Raw genomic sequence first — 15,937 nt, forward strand, 5'->3', positions numbered from 1 at the left:
TAGGTTCCTTTGAAAATGTGTCTATGACTTTTCAAAGGGTGACCGGCGCGAGTGTTCCGAGAAAAAGGCGGTAGACTTTGTCGCGGCTATCTATCCGGGGCATCCGGGGCGTGCGGGGCGCGTGGGAGGGCCGCAGCGTGCGGGAGGGCATTCACCCATTTCATCACGCCGCCCGGTAGCGGGGTCCATAAACCGGTTTTGATACCTGCTGCGGCCAACCTGTCGCTGGTCCATTGATTGCAGGTATTGCCGAGGTGATAGGTGCCAACCGCATCGTAAAACACATCGTTCCGCGAATATCCCGGATAGCTTTGACCGGTGTCTTCAGGAGCAAGCTGCGCTGTGATTTGCGCAGCGAGCGAGGCATATTGATCGCGGGTGATGCGCAAAGGGCGGAAATCGTCCGATGGGGCGGGACGGACATACCATGCGATATGCAGAACCCCGCTGCCGCCGGTAACCGCGTTGAGAGCGACGCCGGGCGAGAGATCGCCCCAGGTCGGTGTCTGAAGGAAAAATTCCTTTTCGCCCCAGCTCACTGCAACATGGGTATAGGGCCGCTGGGCTGCGGTTATATCGCCAATCGGGAACCTGCCGCGCCAATCGATCACATCGGTCGCGATCGGCATGACGATTTCGGTATGGATGCCGTTTGTGCCGACAAATATTTCGACCCCGTCCGCCGTTTCCTGCCAGTCCGAATTGCGCGGGATGCTTGATCCGATCCACGCCGATAACAGGAATACAAGCGGCCCACCGATCAGGATCAGACCGGCAATCTGCGCAGCCCGTTTCGTTCGGCCAGCCTTAACGCTCACGCCGCCGCCGGAACCACAGGATGGCCCAATCGCCGCGCTGAATCCGCGCCACTGGCCTGCAATGCGATTTGCGATAGGCGCGGCGCACCGCCTGTTCCTGATCCCCGGCCAGCAATCCAGCCAGCACAATGCTGCCACCGGGACTGACCGAGGCGGCGAAATCGGGTGCCAGTTCAACCAAAGGCCCGGCCAGAATATTCGCGATTAACAAGTCATACGGCCCGCGCGCCTGAAGCAGCGGATCATCCATCCCGTCGGCAATCACCATGGTCATTGCCCCGCGCTGCGCGCCAATCTCAATCCCGTTCATCGCGGCATTGTCTTCTACAACACCGGCGCACACCGGATCGATATCGGATGCGGTGCACTGCGCATTGGGCCAAAGCGAGAGGCCCGCGAAGCCGAGCAATCCGGTGCCGGTGCCGATATCGGCGATGCGGCGAAAATGCGCCCCTGTCGATTTGATCGCACCAAGCATTTCAAGGCAGCCGGCGGTGGTTTCATGTTGTCCGGTGCCAAAAGCCTGGCTTGCGGGAATGGCGAAATTCACAGCGTCATCGGCAGGGGGATAATCGGGTGTGTGAACATAAAAACGGCCCGCGCGGATTGGCGGAGTGCCTTGCTGGCTTAACGTAAGCCAGTCTTCGTCAGGCAGTTTCTCGGATGTGATCTTTGGCGCTTTTGTCGCAAACAATCCGGCCAGAGCGTTAACCTGCGTTTTGCCCGGTTTGCGGGGATACCAACCTTCCAACACCCATTCCTGCGGACGGTCCTCGTCAATCTCACGACCAGAGATCACCAGATCGAAATCCCATTCTTCAATCTCGTCATGCGCGAGCAGAGCGGCCTGAATTACGCGTTTCGGCGCGAAAGCGGTGAGTTTCCAAGCGGTGCTCATTCCGAGGCTTCTTCCGTCTCATGCTTAAGCCGCGCGTCAAGGCGGCGTTCGATGGCTCGCGCGTAACCAGTGCACATCTCTTCGCCCAAAAGCCCTCTCACCCGTTTCATCCGGTAGAACATGTTGCTCGCCGACGGGTGAGGGGTGATCAGCAGGTTGCAATCGCGGGCCGCGAGCCGTTCGAGCGCCAACTTATACTGGTTTAGATACTCAGGATGATCGCCGAACTTGTATCCATCGGCGCTGACCGGCGAAAGGCTGTCCGCATACATAATGTCGGCGCAGACAGAGGCGTGGCAACTCGCCCACGTCCAGCTCATCGCTCCGGGAGTATGGCCGGGAGTCGCGATAGCTTCGACTTTGAGATTGCCGACTACAATGTCTTTTCCGCTCCAAACCTCTTCATCGACGGTAACAGGTGCCAAATCGGGATGGACGCCAAATTGCGGATCGTCGGGGCCGACATTTCCCGTTTCCAAGACTTTGCGGGCCGACGTGGATGCCAAAACTTTGGCTCCGGTCCACTCTTTCATCTTGGCCATGCCGCCGACGTGATCGTGGTGTTCGTGGCTATGCAGGATCACTTTGATATCGCCGAGCTTAAAGCCGAGCTGTTCGATATTGGCCTTTACGAGATCAGCGCCTTTCTCAGTCCCGGTATCGATCAATATGTGACCATCATCGCCGGTGATCAGAATTGACGAAATGCCGCAGGTGCCCACGTAGTAAGTATTGTCAAATATCTGGAACGACGGTCCCGGCTTGTTCCAACCGTCCCATTCTCCGCACTGCATCATCCACGGATGATCGAGCCGCTCGTCAGGGGTGATCATGACAGGTCCCGCAGAGGCAGGAATTGCCGCACAAAGCACCGCGAGACTGAGAATTCTAGCGAACAAAGCTGGCTCCATTGGCATCAATCACCGCGCCGGTCATGCTGGCAGGTGCATCCAGTGCACAAAACGCAATGATCCGTGCGATTTCTTCCGGCTGTGCCACGCGCCCAAGCGGGATGTCGGCGAGCAGGCCCGCACCGCCGCGGCTGTCCAGATAATCGCCCGCCATGCTGGTGTCGGTAAAGCCCGGAGTGATCGCGTAGCTGAGTATCCCTTGGCTGGCATAGGCGCGGGCGATGGTTTTGTGCATGGCGATCATGCCGCCTTTGGCCGCTGCATAATGCCAATGCGCAGGCGAATCGCCGCGATAGGCCGCGCGGCTTGCAACATGGACCAACCGGCCGCCCTGTCCTTTGGTCTGCCAGTGACGAACCGCAAACCGGCTGAGCTGCGCCGCTGCGGTCAGGTTGATCCGCAAGGTGTCTTCCCATGCGTCCAGCCATTCGATGTCAGACCGGTCAAGCCGGTTGGTTTCAAACAGTCCGGCATTGTTCACGACTGCGGTGATATTCCCGCCAGAGCGATCCAGCGCCTCCTCCCACAGCAATTGGGCTGCGCGGGGATTTGAAAAGTCGGCAGCGATTGTATCGGCGTCGCTGGCCGAAGTCGCATGACCGATGACGGAAATGCCGCGTTGATCGAGCAGAGCTCTTGCAGAAGCGCCGATTCCACGGCTTGATCCGGTGACTAGAATGAAACTCATGGGCGCCTCTATCCAAAACTTTGCAAGTGTCTGTCCAGAACTTTGCAAGCAAAGTCGAGCGTTCGCGGCTTGCACCACGCGACAGGACCGCTAAGTGTGCCTCAGCAAATAGACGTAAATTCACGTTTGAACGGGATAATCATGAGCCAAAGACCGCTTTCTCCGCACCTCCAGATATGGCGGTGGGGTCCGCATATGCTGGTTTCGATCCTTCACCGGGCGACCGGCGACGGGATGGCGCTTGTCGGGCTGGCAGTGCTGGTCTGGTGGCTTGGCGCTATTGCCGGTGGTCCGGAAGCGTATGAGACATTTTCTGGCGTGATGACATCGCCGCTCGGTTGGGTGGTCATGGTCGGGCTGAGCTGGGCATTTTTCACCCATATGATGAGCGGGCTGCGCCATTTCGTTTTGGATATCGGCGCGGGTTACGAACTGAACACCAATCGGTTCTGGTCCATGGCTTCGCCGATCATTGCTATACTTCTCACCTGCGCCTTTTGGGCGCTCATCCTGCTGCGCTGAGGGGACAGAACATGGGTAACGGAACCTCTATCGGTAAAGTTCGCGGCCTCGGCTCTTCGCATGATGGCGCGCATCACTGGCTTTCGCATCGCTTCACCGCGATCAGCAACCTTGTATTGATGAGCTGGCTTTTGGTCAGTTTCGTTCTGATGGGCGATTTCGGTCACGCTTCGATGGTGGGCTGGATTTCTCAGCCTATTACGGCGGTGGCCATGATCCTGTTGATCATCAGCCTGTTTTCCCATGCGCGCATGGGGTTGCAGGTTTTGATTGAGGATTACGTTCACAATTCCGGTTCAAAATTCGCGTGTCTTACCGCGCTCAATATCGCAGTTATTGGCGGCGGCGCTTTCGCAATATTCAGCGTCGCCAGCCTCGCACTTGGAGGTCAGGCCTGATGCCGACTAAAGCTGATAGTTCTACCAATGCCTCATTGAAGGGCGCCTACCAGATTATCGATCACATGTATGACGTGATCGTAGTGGGCGCGGGCGGATCGGGTCTGCGCGCAACGATGGGCGCGGCAGAGGCCGGGCTTCGCACCGCCAACATTTCCAAAGTTTTCCCAACCCGTTCGCACACAGTCGCGGCGCAAGGCGGAATCGCCGCCTCGCTTGGCAACAACACGCCCGATCACTGGTCATGGCACATGTATGACACGGTGAAGGGCGCCGATTGGCTGGGCGATCAGGACGCGATTGAATATCTTGCCCGAGAAGCCCCGCAAGCGGTTTATGAACTGGAACATGCAGGCGTCCCGTTCTCCCGTAACGAAGACGGCACAATCTATCAGCGCCCCTTTGGCGGTCACATGCAGAATATGGGTGATGGGCCTCCGGTGCAGCGCACCTGCGCAGCGGCCGACCGTACCGGTCACGCCATGCTGCACGCTCTGTATCAACAGAGCCTGAAATACGATGCGGATTTCTTCATCGAATATTTCGCGCTTGATCTGATTATGTCCGAAGCGGGCGGCGAGAAGAAATGCGTCGGCGTGATGGCGATGTGTCTGGATGATGGCACGATCCACCGGTTCCGCGCGCAATCCGTGGTTCTGGCGACCGGCGGCTATGGCCGGTGCTATTTCACGGCAACCTCTGCGCACACTTGCACCGGTGATGGCGGCGGCATGGTGCTGCGCGCGGGCCTGCCATTGCAGGACATGGAATTTGTGCAATTCCACCCGACCGGCATTTACGGCGCGGGCGTTCTCATCACAGAGGGCGCGCGCGGTGAAGGCGGGTATCTGACCAACTCCGAAGGCGAGCGGTTTATGGAACGCTATGCGCCATCGGCCAAAGACCTTGCATCGCGCGATGTTGTATCGCGCTCGATGGCTCTTGAAATGCGCGAAGGGCGCGGACACGGGCCCGAAGGCGATCATATCCACCTGCATCTCGATCACATCGATCCGGACGTCTTGGCCCAGCGCCTGCCCGGTATCACCGAAAGCGGCAAGATTTTCGCTGGGGTCGATCTCACCCGGCAGGCCCTGCCAGTAACGCCGACTGTGCATTACAATATGGGCGGAATTCCGTGTAATTATCACGGTCAGGTTGTGACGCTTGGCAAAGACGGGCCGGACACGGTTGTGCCGGGCCTGTACGCAGTTGGTGAGGCGGCCTGTGTGTCGGTTCACGGTGCAAACCGCCTTGGTTCGAACTCGCTGATCGATCTGGTGGTGTTTGGCCGGGCAACCGGACTGCATCTTAAGGAAAACCTCAAAGCCGGCGCAAGTCAGCCCGAACTGCCCGGTGACAGCTCAGATTTCGCGTTGGGCCGCGTGGACCACTTCCGTTACGCGCAGGGCGGGTCGCCCACGGCGGCAATCCGCGCTGATATGCAAAAAGCGATGCAGGCGCATGCCGCCGTGTTCCGCGATTCAAAACTGATGGACGAAGGCGTCGAGAAGCTGGCCCAGCAGAACAAGCGGATGGAGGACATTCACGTGACCGACCAGTCGCTGATCTGGAACAGCGACCTGATCGAGACGCTGGAGCTCGACAATCTGATGGCTCAGGCGAATGTCACCATGGCATCCGCTGCGAACCGCAAGGAAAGCCGCGGCGCCCACGCGCACGAGGATTTCCCGGATCGCAACGACAAAGAGTGGATGAAGCACACCGTCGCATGGTTCGAAGGATGGGGCGGACAAAACGGCAATATCAAAATCGATTATCGCCCGGTTCACGAATACACGCTGACCGAAGACGCAACCTATATCGAACCGAAAGCCCGAGTGTATTAATTCACGCAATCGGTGACGCGCGCGGGCCGAGAAATGATCTTGCCCGTGCGCGCGATCCCATGGTCGCGGCTCCTTTGCTCGCAGCTTATTTGGTCGCGATCAGGGTGCAAACCTTGCTTTGACTTGACGCATGAAAGGTAGCGGGGCAGCTTTGCGCGCATGATAAAATGCGCTGCCCCGTTCCTCGCACTTTCAGCCCTCTTTGTGCCGCCATTGCTGGCGCAGGATGGTGGCGGCGGTGCCAACCAACCGCCCGAGCATGTCGAACCGTTCCCCAATCTTGCGATTGGCAAAGGCAGGGAGAAAGCGCGCGAAAGTTTCGATCTGGCGCCGCATCTTGAACGCGGCACCCCTGCCACGCAGATGTTGGAACAAAACCGCAGGTTAAGCCGCGCTTTGGCCGCGCTTGAACCGCAGCGCCCCGGCACAGTTGATGCCTATATCGTCTCCATTGCGCTCGACAGTGATCCGGTCTTTGCCCGTGAAGCGCGCGAAGCGGCAAAAGTTCTGGGGCGGCGCTATGGCGGATCAGACGGCGGTAAGGGCCGCATTCTTACCCGTGCCGGGCCTGACGGACAGAGTGATGATCTTGCTCGCGGGTCGATCCGATCAATGATCCTGGGGCTGGCCCATATGGCCGAATTGATGGACCGTGATGAGGATGTTCTGGTTGTCTACACGACCAGCCACGGATCGCAGCTGGGTCTGGTCAATCATTTTGGTGACAATGAATATGGTATTTTCTCACCCACCCGCCTGCAAAAAGTGTTTGCAGAGCTCGGGATAAAACGCCGCTTGTTGATCATCAGCGCATGTTATTCGGGCATCTTCCTGCCCAAGCTTTCCGGCCCTGACACCGCGATTCTCACCGCCGCCGCCGCGCAGCGTACGTCATTTGGATGCGCGCCGGAGAATGACTGGACGTTTTATGGTGATGCGCTGATCAATCGTTCGCTGCGCAAACCACAGTCGCTGGCCGATGCCGCGAAAGAAACGAGCCGCCAGATCGCCGAATGGGAAAGCAGCCGCCGCCTGCTGGCATCGTTGCCGCAAACTGCAATCGGAGATGGTGCAAAAGTGTGGTTGGCGCAATTGGAAAGCCGGATGCCGCAAACCGCTACCGATCCTGTAGGGCGGCCCTCGGTCGGAGAGTGAATCAATCGCCAGATGGGCTGACGCGGCGAACATCAATGATGGTCACCGGATCTGCAATCATCTGCCCCTTCATCCAGCCTTCGCCTTTATCCGGGTCAACTTTTGCCGAATGGATCGCGGTCACAACATCCATGCCTTCGGTCACATAGCCAAATACAGCATATCCGTTTTTCCAGACGGGTTCATCGGAATCGGGCTGCGCGTCCAATCCAACCTGATCCTGTAGCATGATCGAAAAATCGCCATTGGCCGTGCCCGGTTCACCCATCGCCATCGATAGCGCGCCGCTGGTATGACTAAGTCCGGTAATGCTGGTCGGTTCGTGCGCAATACCGGCCAAAATTCGCTTTGGATCCCACTGCGTGCCGCCCTGGATCAGGCCGTTGGGACGCGGATCGCGGTTCAGCCGCATCGCCCGGTAAAATACGGTCCCATCAAAACGGTCTTCATCGGCATAGCGCAGAAAATTGCTGGCCGTGATCGGTGCCCGCTCTGTTTCAAGAGCGACCGTTATCTCTCCCAGTGTCGTTTCAATCACGACCAAGACTGTTTCGTAAACCGCTGAGTCAATCTCGGTCGAAGGGGGCGGGGGCAGCACGATATCCTTGCGCGCCGATTGCACTTCGAATTTCATCACCAGGGTGCGTTGCCGATCCGAGAAATTGTTATCCGATGCGAGATACAGGAAAGTGCGGCCATATTCTTCGCGGACGGTCAGCCCCTCGAAATTGTCGAGCGTAAGTGGGGGCAGCATGATCGCCAGCGGGATCGCCTCGTTGGCGCTGCTTAAGGCGATTATTGCGGCTGCGTTGCCTTGATCGGGTGAATAGCTGCGGAACAGGATATAACATGTGCCGTCGCTGGCGCAGTCCGCATCGGTGGGCACGCCGCGCCTTTCATCCAGCGGGGCAGGGGGGCTAACCTCGAAACTGACCAGCCCGCCGCCGCGTTCACGCATGCAATTTGGCATATCGCTGCCGGTCCATTCCCCGCATGCCAGCAAACCTTCGGTTGATTGGGTCAGGGTTTCCATACCGCTATTATCAGCGGCATCAAAAGCCAGATCGCTGATCGCCAGATCGGTTTCCTGCGCGTCTCCATCAAGATCGGGATACCGCCATATCCGGTGGTCATGTTCAAACGCGACAAGCCAGCTGCCATCGTCTGCGCGGGTCAACGCCTCGGAATCGGCCTCGTCCTTGCCTTTCAGTCTTTTGCCTTTGGTACTGCGCAGCGGCCCGCTTTGAATGTCGATGATATCAACCAACCGGCCGTCCAGCTCATCAGGCGTCATGATCAACCAGCGCCCGTCATCTGTCACCGCAAACAGTTTATCATCCGCCCATTCGAGCGAGGATATTCCGCCGATTTCCTGTTCGCCGGGTTCAACAATCACTCCGCCGCGATAGATAAGGTCGCCAACGATCGTTTCGTTATCACTGGATTGATCAAGAGCGATCGGTGTTGTCTGAGGCAGCACGCCTTGGGCGCTGACTGGCAGAGCAACGGCGCAGGCGAGCGCAGCGAATAGAGCCTTATTTAAAGTCATTGGTCCTTTGTTATCGACTGCTGATCGAAGAACAAGGGGGGATGCGCCCATTCATCGGGGTTTAATGTTTACAGCCGTAATCGTTATGACTACAGATGTAACCGTAACGCAGCGATGATGCCGCAAGGGAGATTATCTTGGCCGGATCAGACCATCCATTACCCGAAAGAATTAGCGAGGCCGAGCATGCCGTTATGGAGGCGCTCTGGAATCGCGGCACGTTGACCGCTGCCGAAGTGTGCGAGGAAGTCTGCGAAAAGCGCAGCTGGAGCCTCGCGACGGTCAAGACGCTGTTGTCTCGGCTTGTTCAGAAACAGGCCATCGAGACACGCCCGGACGGTCGCCGGTTTTTGTACAGTCCGATGATCCAGCGTTCGGATTATGTTGGCGGGGAATCGCGGCGTCTGGTTGACCGGCTGTTCGGGGGCAAGGCCGCATCGCTGGTCGCTCATCTCGCCCAATCAGAGGCTTTGAGCGAGGATGATCTTACCGAGATTGAGACTCTTTTGAAGGAGTTGAAGCAATGATCGATTGGCTGATAGATACCCTCATCTGGACCGCTGGCTTGATTGCATTGGTCCTGATTATTCGCCGTCCGGTTGCGCGCTGGTTTGGTCCTCAGGCGGCTTATGCATTGTGGGCATTGCCTATGCTGCGTCTGATCATGCCGCCGATCACGTTGCCCGCATGGCTTGCGCCGCGAACCACCGCCAGCGATACCCAATCCCTACTCCCGAACCAGACCGCCGATGCAGGAATTGTGGCACAGGAAACTGTGGCAGAGGCTGCGTCTGGAGCCGGAGCGGCAGCGCTCGATCAGATCGCACCGATTACCCCGCCATCCTTGCTTGAGGCAGTCCCCTGGTTTGAATTCGGATGCGCGGTGTGGCTGATCGGCGCTGCCATCTTTATGTGGCGGCGGTTTTCGAGCTATTTCGAACTGCGCACGCAGTTGCTCGCCGATGCGCGTGAAGTTGGCCGTGACGGCAAAGTGCGCCTGCTCGAAACGCCCGGCACACAGGCGCCGCTGGCCTTTGGAGTGGTCGATCCGGTTATCGCGATGCCTGACGGGTTTATGGCCCAGCCTGACAAGGTTGCCCGCGATCTTGCCCTGGCGCATGAGCTGACCCACCACAAAGGCCGCGATTTGTTCGTGAACGTGCTGGTTCAACCGCTGTTCGCGCTGCATTGGTGGAACCCGCTGGGCCGGTATGGCTGGCTGGCTCTGCGCTGCGATCAAGAGGCCGCCTGTGATGCACGGGTCATGGCCCAGAAACCGCACGAAGACCGCGCGACCTACGCCAGTCTCATCGCCAGCTTTGCTGCTGGACCCAATGTTGCCCTGGCCGCGCCGATGGCGTGCCCCGTACTCGGCGACAAATCCATTATCCATCGTTTGAGGAGCCTGAATATGTCCGAGACTTCAACCCGCCGCCGTATGGCTGGCCGCTTTATGTTGGGCGCTGCAATTATTGCGCTGCCGCTTACCGCTTCGATTTCTTATGCAGAGACTGCCGCGCCCGCTGCTCCGGCAGCGCCATCGGCTCCCGCAGCGCCTGCGGCCCCGTCTGCCGGCTCATTCGCGCCGCCAGCACCGCCGGCACCGCCTGCCCCGCCAGCGCCCCCTGCTGCGATGTCGGTTTCGTCAATGCTCGCTGCGCATCCTGATCATGATGTCGATGTCGATGTCGAAGTCGTCAAAAAGGGTGAGGAGAACGTGTTCGTCATTCGCAAGGACAAGAAGTCGGGCGATGGTCAAAAATCGGTGCAAACATGGATCACCAAGAACGGTGATGACGGCATGACCGATGAAGAGCGCGAGGCTTTGTTGGCGGAACTTCGCGCGGATCTCGCGGATGTCGAGATTGACGTTAAGAACGCCATGAAAGAGGTCAAACTCGCCTTTGTCGAAATAGACGAGGAGAACGGCGAGAAAGGCCGCACAATCATAAAAATGCAATGCCGCGGCGACAGCAGCGACCCCGCAAGCGTTGACGTGAGCGAGAACGGCACGCGGACAGTGTATATGTGCCAGAGCCGCGTCATGGCCGAGGCGCTAAAGGGTCTCAAAGAAGCACGCAAATCAATCGCCAACAACGCCGAGATACAAGGCGAAATGCGCGAGAACGTGCTCCGCGAAATCGATCAGCAGATCAAAAACTGGGACAAGGATTGATCACATTGTCCCTGCGCCAGACGCGCGCGGGATTGATTACACGATGAATGCGGCAGGCCGTTTCGGTGGCTTGCCGCACTCTGTTTGGGCAGTTCATTTACAATTCATTTCATCGCTTACAAAGCACGTTTCGTCTCACATTTAGGAGGATGAGCGATGAGCGATGAACGAAGTCCCGGAGTAAAACTGCTGTTCACCGGGTTGGTCGGTGCAGCTTTGATAGTGCCATTATTGATGGTGTATTGGCTGATCAGTGATCGTCAGCATCAGGCCCGCGTCGCGCAGGCGTCCATCACCGAAGGCTGGGCAGGGGCGCAGACTGTATCTGGCCCCATGTTGATTGTGCCCTACACCGCGACCCGCGAGATTTCAGAGGAACGCGACGGCAAAACCACCACTCGCACCGTCACGGTCCGCGAAATGCTGTATCTGTCTCCGATAAAACAGAACCTTGATGCCAACATTGATCCCGAAATCAGGTCACGCGGGATCATTCACCAGTCTGTTGTCTATGATGCTGCGATCACCGGTTCGGCGGGTTTTGCGATGCCGGCGGATCTTGACCGGCTTGGCATTCAGCAAACCCAGTTGTTGCTAGACGAGGCTTTTCTGCAATTGCCGATTTCCGATCCGCGCGGCTTGCAAACCGATGCCGCGCTAAAGGTTGGCGATCAAACGCTCAATCTGAAGCCGGGCCTGGGAAGCAGCCAAACCGGTGCGGGCGTCCATGCATTTTTCGATTGGACCGAAGGCGCCGAATTCATGCTCCAATTCTCCTACACCCTTCGAGGCAGCAGCGCATTCAGCATGGTCCCGCGCGGGGAGGAAACAAATTTCGCAGTCCGTTCAACATGGCCGCACCCCAGCTTTTCCGGCGGATTTCTACCCGGAGACGCTGACAAGGAAGTCGGGCCTGAAGGTTTCAGCGCCAAATGGTCTATCTCCAATCTGGCGCTCGGCCAATCGCTTGTCAGCACCAATGCGCCAGCCAATCCGGTCATCGTGCAAGATGGCGATGATTATCGCTATGCGCAAACCGCATCAGGAGAGAACATCAGCGGCAATGAAATCGCCACGATCCGCCTGATGGAACCGGTTGACCTGTACAAGCGCGTGGAGCGCGCGCTGAAATACGGGTTCCTGTTCATCGGCTTTACGTTTCTGGCGTTTCTGATGTTCGATATTGTGGCCGGTGCACGGGTGGCTCCTGCGGAATATCTGTTGACGGGTGCCGGGCTGATCCTGTTTTTCGTCATGCTGCTGGCTTTTGCAGAACTGATCGGTTTTGCCTTTGCCTATATTGTCGCCAGCGGCGCGATTATCGGGCTTTTGACAAGTTACAGTGCGGCGGTCCTGGGCAGCTGGAAGCGGGCCCGTGTAATCGGTGCGCTTCTGATCGGTTTGTATGCGGTGCTTTATGTTCTGCTAAACCTTGAAGCGTGGTCGCTGGTGATCGGATCGGTCATGCTGTTCGCCGCGCTGGCCGGTGTGATGTACGCAACCCGCACGATCGAATGGTCGAATGCGACGATTCGCGGTGCCTCGGCCAATGAGGCAGCGCTTTAGGATCACGGGTTGCAGTGACGAACGAAATGGGCCGGAGTGGTTTTCACCGCTCCGGCCCATTGTTGTTTCATCCGAAAGTCTTTTCATCGGAGGTCGAAATAGGTGTCACAGACACTGTCATCCGCGCCCTGTAGGCCGCGTTTCAGCGCGTCCATCCGCTGCTGGCTGGTGCCATGGGTGAAATTTTCCGGGTTGATCCGTTGGCCGGATTGCCGCTGAAGATTGTCATCACCGATGGCGCTGGCGGCGCGAAGGCCTTCTTCCATATCGCCGCGTTCGATCAGAGTGCGGTTCTTGCCCGCCCAGACACCTGCGTAACAATCGGCCTGTAATTCCATCCGCACTTGCAGCCCGTTTGACTGAGACGGATTGCGTTGCTGCAGGCTGCGAACCTGCGCGGCGAGGCCGGTCAGATTTTGAATGTGATGCCCGTATTCATGGGCAATCACATACAGCCGGGCAAAATCGCCGCCGGTGCCAGACATCTGCGCAAGCTGATCGTAAAAACCGGTGTCGATGTAGATACCCAAATCCGCCGGACAGTAGAACGGACCCGCCGCCGATGACGCATTCCCGCAGCCCTGCGTTGACACACGGCCTGTGCGATACAGGTCAAGGAACGGTTCTTTGAAAGGCACACCCGCCCGCGCGAATTCCGGTGCCCATGTTTCGTTAAGGCTGGTCAGGGCGTTGCAGGCCTCCTGGGCATAGGTGCCGCTGCTGCAAATCTGCTCTTCGGTCAGATCGCCGCCTTGTCCTTGCGCACTTGTCTGCTGCGTTCCCTGAATTGCGCCGATCGTCTGCATCGGATCGACGCCAAAAAACAGCGCAGCGATCAGAGCTATAACCAGTGTTCCGCAGCCAATACCTCCGGCGCGTCGCCCGCCGCCTCCGCCGCTGGACCGGACGCGAATTTTAGATGTGTCGAACCGATTAAGCCGCACTGCAAACCCCTCATTTTATTGCCGCGACAAGGCTTAAGACCTTTCGCTATTTGCTGGACACGCGTCGTTCCACCCGCAAAAGCATGTCCAACTGTTGTTTGAAGGAGTTGTCCGATATGCTCAAGGGCCAATTGCTCGCGGGAAAACGCGCGCTGATCACAGGGTCAACATCCGGGATCGGACTGGCTGTGGCCCGCGCAATGCATGCCGAGGGCGCGCAGGTTATCCTCAACGGTCTCGGCGATGCCGATGAGATTTCCAAACTGCAATCCGAACTTGATGCTGAATTTAACGCGGCAAACCTGCTGGATCCGGCGGCCATCGAAACGATGATGGCTGACATCGGCAATATCGATATTCTGGTCAACAATGCCGGGATGCAGCATGTTTCTCCGGTAGAGGATTTCCCCACAGACCGGTGGGATGCGATCATGGCTCTCAACCTTAGCGCACCGTTTCATACGACGCGGCTTGCTGTGCCTGCGATGAAGAAAAAAGGGTGGGGGCGGATCATCAACACCGCCAGCGCCCATTCCAAAACCGCATCGCCGTTTAAAAGCGCCTATAACGCCAGCAAACATGGTATCGCAGGTTTTACAAAAACAATTGCGCTGGAATTGGCGCAAACGGGCGTAACCGCCAATTGCATCAGCCCCGGCTACGTCTGGACGCCGCTGATCGAGGGGCAGATCCCTGACACTATGGCGGCGCGCGGTCTAACCCGTGATGAAGTCATCAATGATGTGTTGCTCGCCAAACAGCCGACCAAAAAATTCGTCCAGCCTGAAGAAATCGGCGCGCTCGCGGTGTTTCTCTGCCGCGAGGAAGCGGGCAATGTGACCGGCGCGAATTGGAGCATTGATGGCGGGTGGACCGCCGAATGATCCGCGCATTGATGCTTTCAAGAATTAAACCGGCTTTGCTCAAACGCGGATTGGCCGGTGCTGCCTTGCTCGCGCTTGGCGCCTGTGCTGGCGGCGATCGGATCGCCAGTGCCTCCGACGCGGAGCGCAGCGCGATCGAAGCGCGCCTGATGCAAGATATTTCGGTTTTGGCGAGCGATGAATTTGCCGGGCGCAAACCGGGCACTCTGGGCGAAGAACGCACGGTCAGCTTTATTACGCAGAAGATGCAGGAAGCCGGGCTGGAATCGGGGACCAACGATCCCGGCAGTGCATGGCGCGCGCCGGTGCCGCTGGTCAGTACAGAGCCGTTTACAAGCCGCATTACATTATACAGCGCAAAACAGTCTTTTGACCTCACAAATGACAAGGGCGCGGCATTCACCCCCCGCCGGCGCGAATTGGTGGAAACCGCGCCTTTGGTGTTTGTCGGCACTGAATCGGATGCTGTATCTGAGGAAGATATCGCAGGCCGGATTGTTGTCATGCTGAGCGAACCGGGCGTCAGCCCCGCCAGGCGCGCCGTTCTGTTTGATAAAGGCCCGGCCGCCATCATCACGGTGGTGGCCGATGACGATGCGATGACCAGCGTCAATCGTGCCTATGGCCGCGAACGTATCATGCTGAAAGCAGAAGCAAACAGTTCGCTGAGCGCGTTTGTGACCCGCGAAGTTATGGCCGAATTGCTGGGTAAATCTGCGTGGGAAAAACTGTTTGAAGCGGCGCAGGATGATGGTTTCGAGGCGGTCCAGCTAAAACAGACCGCAACGATTGAGGCGACTTCAAAGCGCCGCGAATTCACCAGCTATAATGTCATCGGCAAATTGCCGGGAACAATGCCCAATTCGGGTGCCGTCTTATTGTTGGGCCATTGGGATCACTTGGGCGAATGCGGTCCGGAAGATGCGGTTGACCGCATTTGCAACGGGGCGGTCGATAATGCCAGCGGGATTGCGGTGATGCTCGAATTGTCGCGCCGTTTAAAGGCGGTGGGACCGCACGATCGCGATATCTATGTGCTGGCCACCAGTGCAGAGGAGCTGGGCCTGCTGGGTGCCTTTGCATTTGCCGATGAACCGCCCATGCCGCTCGATTCTATCGTTGCTGCGTTCAATTTCGATACGGTTGCGATTGCGCCTTCGGGTAGCACGGTCGGGTTCGTCGGAGAGGGTCGTACGGCTCTCGATCCGGTGATCCTGGATGTGATGGAGCAAGCAGGGCGGCGTTTGGGCGACAAGGAATTTGCCGAACGCTTTGTGCGGCGTCAGGATGGTTGGGCGCTGTTGCAAAAGGGCGTGCCCGCGGTGTTTCTTTCGACATCCTTCGGGTCCGAAATTGCTTTGGGGCCTTATCTTTCGGGCAATTACCACCGCGCCGGTGATGAGATGGAATTGATGGAGCTGGGCGGGGCAATTGATGACCTGCTGCTGCATGAGGAATTGATCCGCCGGATGGCCGATACGGCCAGTTATACGCCCACGGACAAGGAATAACGTCGATGGGGTGAACCTGCCCCTAGCGTTACTTCAAAAGCGCGCCTAAATGGGCCGTCACGAATCC

The 15,937-nt window shown here is 57.9% G+C and carries 15 protein-coding genes; 9 read left to right on the top strand and 6 right to left on the bottom strand.

From position 1 onward, the window contains the following. Positions 1–86 precede the first annotated feature (86 nt). Genes FGU71_RS11710 through FGU71_RS11725 form a run of 4 tightly spaced genes read right to left on the bottom strand, consistent with a single transcriptional unit; the run spans position 87 to position 3,315 of the window. Complete coding sequence (locus tag FGU71_RS11710) at positions 87–818, bottom strand: TIGR02117 family protein (RefSeq protein WP_234035735.1); 732 nt, start codon at positions 816–818, stop codon at positions 87–89. Then, on the bottom strand, positions 808–1,716 hold the full coding sequence (locus FGU71_RS11715) for a 50S ribosomal protein L11 methyltransferase (protein WP_142788734.1): 909 nt from the start codon (positions 1,714–1,716) through the stop codon (positions 808–810). The genes FGU71_RS11710 and FGU71_RS11715 overlap by 11 nt, the downstream gene beginning before the upstream one ends. Further along, entirely contained in the window at positions 1,713–2,549 is an 837-nt protein-coding gene (bla, locus tag FGU71_RS11720) for a subclass B3 metallo-beta-lactamase (RefSeq protein ID WP_185960285.1), read from the bottom strand. Before bla ends, FGU71_RS11715 begins: the two co-directional genes overlap by 4 nt. Positions 2,550–2,604: 55 nt before the next feature. Then, complete coding sequence (locus tag FGU71_RS11725; protein ID WP_142788736.1) at positions 2,605–3,315, bottom strand: SDR family NAD(P)-dependent oxidoreductase; 711 nt, start codon at positions 3,313–3,315, stop codon at positions 2,605–2,607. A gap of 141 nt (positions 3,316–3,456) precedes the next feature. Here FGU71_RS11725 and sdhC point away from each other — a divergent pair, with 141 nt between their 5' ends. The 4 genes from sdhC to FGU71_RS11745 all read left to right on the top strand — a co-directional run bounded on the left by sdhC (position 3,457) and on the right by FGU71_RS11745 (position 7,240). Next, a complete protein-coding gene (gene sdhC, locus FGU71_RS11730) occupies positions 3,457–3,837 on the top strand; it encodes a succinate dehydrogenase, cytochrome b556 subunit (RefSeq protein WP_142788737.1) in 381 nt (126 codons plus the stop codon). A gap of 11 nt (positions 3,838–3,848) precedes the next feature. Then, the gene (sdhD, locus tag FGU71_RS11735) at positions 3,849–4,235 is read left to right on the top strand and encodes a succinate dehydrogenase, hydrophobic membrane anchor protein (protein ID WP_142788738.1); all 387 of its coding nucleotides are present in this window, start codon (positions 3,849–3,851) and stop codon (positions 4,233–4,235) included. Positions 4,236–4,270: 35 nt separating this feature from the next. Further along, positions 4,271–6,085 (top strand): succinate dehydrogenase flavoprotein subunit, encoded by a 1,815-nt coding sequence (sdhA, locus tag FGU71_RS11740; RefSeq protein WP_142789120.1) that lies wholly within the window; start codon positions 4,271–4,273, stop codon positions 6,083–6,085. Positions 6,086–6,244: 159 nt separating this feature from the next. Further along, positions 6,245–7,240 carry a C13 family peptidase gene (locus tag FGU71_RS11745; RefSeq protein WP_142788739.1) on the top strand — a complete coding sequence of 332 codons (996 nt, stop codon included), beginning with the start codon at positions 6,245–6,247 and terminating at the stop codon, positions 7,238–7,240. A gap of 1 nt (position 7,241) precedes the next feature. On the opposite strand, the gene FGU71_RS11750 is transcribed toward FGU71_RS11745, so the two are convergent. Continuing rightward, entirely contained in the window at positions 7,242–8,789 is a 1,548-nt protein-coding gene (locus tag FGU71_RS11750; RefSeq protein ID WP_185960286.1) for a peptidylprolyl isomerase, read from the bottom strand. Positions 8,790–8,926: 137 nt separating this feature from the next. On the opposite strand from FGU71_RS11750, the gene FGU71_RS11755 reads away from it, so the two are divergent. The 3 genes from FGU71_RS11755 to creD all read left to right on the top strand — a co-directional run bounded on the left by FGU71_RS11755 (position 8,927) and on the right by creD (position 12,531). Next, positions 8,927–9,316, top strand: a complete 390-nt coding sequence (locus tag FGU71_RS11755) for a BlaI/MecI/CopY family transcriptional regulator (protein WP_267901821.1) — start codon at positions 8,927–8,929, stop codon at positions 9,314–9,316. Next, the gene (locus tag FGU71_RS11760) at positions 9,313–10,965 is read left to right on the top strand and encodes a M56 family metallopeptidase (protein ID WP_142788741.1); all 1,653 of its coding nucleotides are present in this window, start codon (positions 9,313–9,315) and stop codon (positions 10,963–10,965) included. The genes FGU71_RS11755 and FGU71_RS11760 overlap by 4 nt, the downstream gene beginning before the upstream one ends. A 156-nt stretch (positions 10,966–11,121) precedes the next feature. Then, positions 11,122–12,531 carry a cell envelope integrity protein CreD gene (creD, locus tag FGU71_RS11765; RefSeq protein WP_142788742.1) on the top strand — a complete coding sequence of 470 codons (1,410 nt, stop codon included), beginning with the start codon at positions 11,122–11,124 and terminating at the stop codon, positions 12,529–12,531. Positions 12,532–12,614: 83 nt separating this feature from the next. On the opposite strand, the gene ypfJ is transcribed toward creD, so the two are convergent. Continuing rightward, the gene (gene ypfJ / locus FGU71_RS11770; protein ID WP_142788743.1) at positions 12,615–13,475 is read right to left on the bottom strand and encodes a KPN_02809 family neutral zinc metallopeptidase; all 861 of its coding nucleotides are present in this window, start codon (positions 13,473–13,475) and stop codon (positions 12,615–12,617) included. Positions 13,476–13,591: 116 nt separating this feature from the next. Here ypfJ and FGU71_RS11775 point away from each other — a divergent pair, with 116 nt between their 5' ends. Both FGU71_RS11775 and FGU71_RS11780 read left to right on the top strand, forming a co-directional pair. Next, positions 13,592–14,359, top strand: coding sequence for a 3-hydroxybutyrate dehydrogenase (locus tag FGU71_RS11775; RefSeq protein WP_185960287.1), 768 nt, complete (start codon positions 13,592–13,594; stop codon positions 14,357–14,359). Continuing rightward, positions 14,356–15,870 (top strand): M28 family metallopeptidase, encoded by a 1,515-nt coding sequence (locus FGU71_RS11780; RefSeq protein WP_142788745.1) that lies wholly within the window; start codon positions 14,356–14,358, stop codon positions 15,868–15,870. The genes FGU71_RS11775 and FGU71_RS11780 overlap by 4 nt, the downstream gene beginning before the upstream one ends. Positions 15,871–15,937: the final 67 nt, after the last annotated feature.

The organism is Erythrobacter insulae (assembly GCF_007004095.1).
GTDB lineage: Bacteria > Pseudomonadota > Alphaproteobacteria > Sphingomonadales > Sphingomonadaceae > Erythrobacter > Erythrobacter insulae.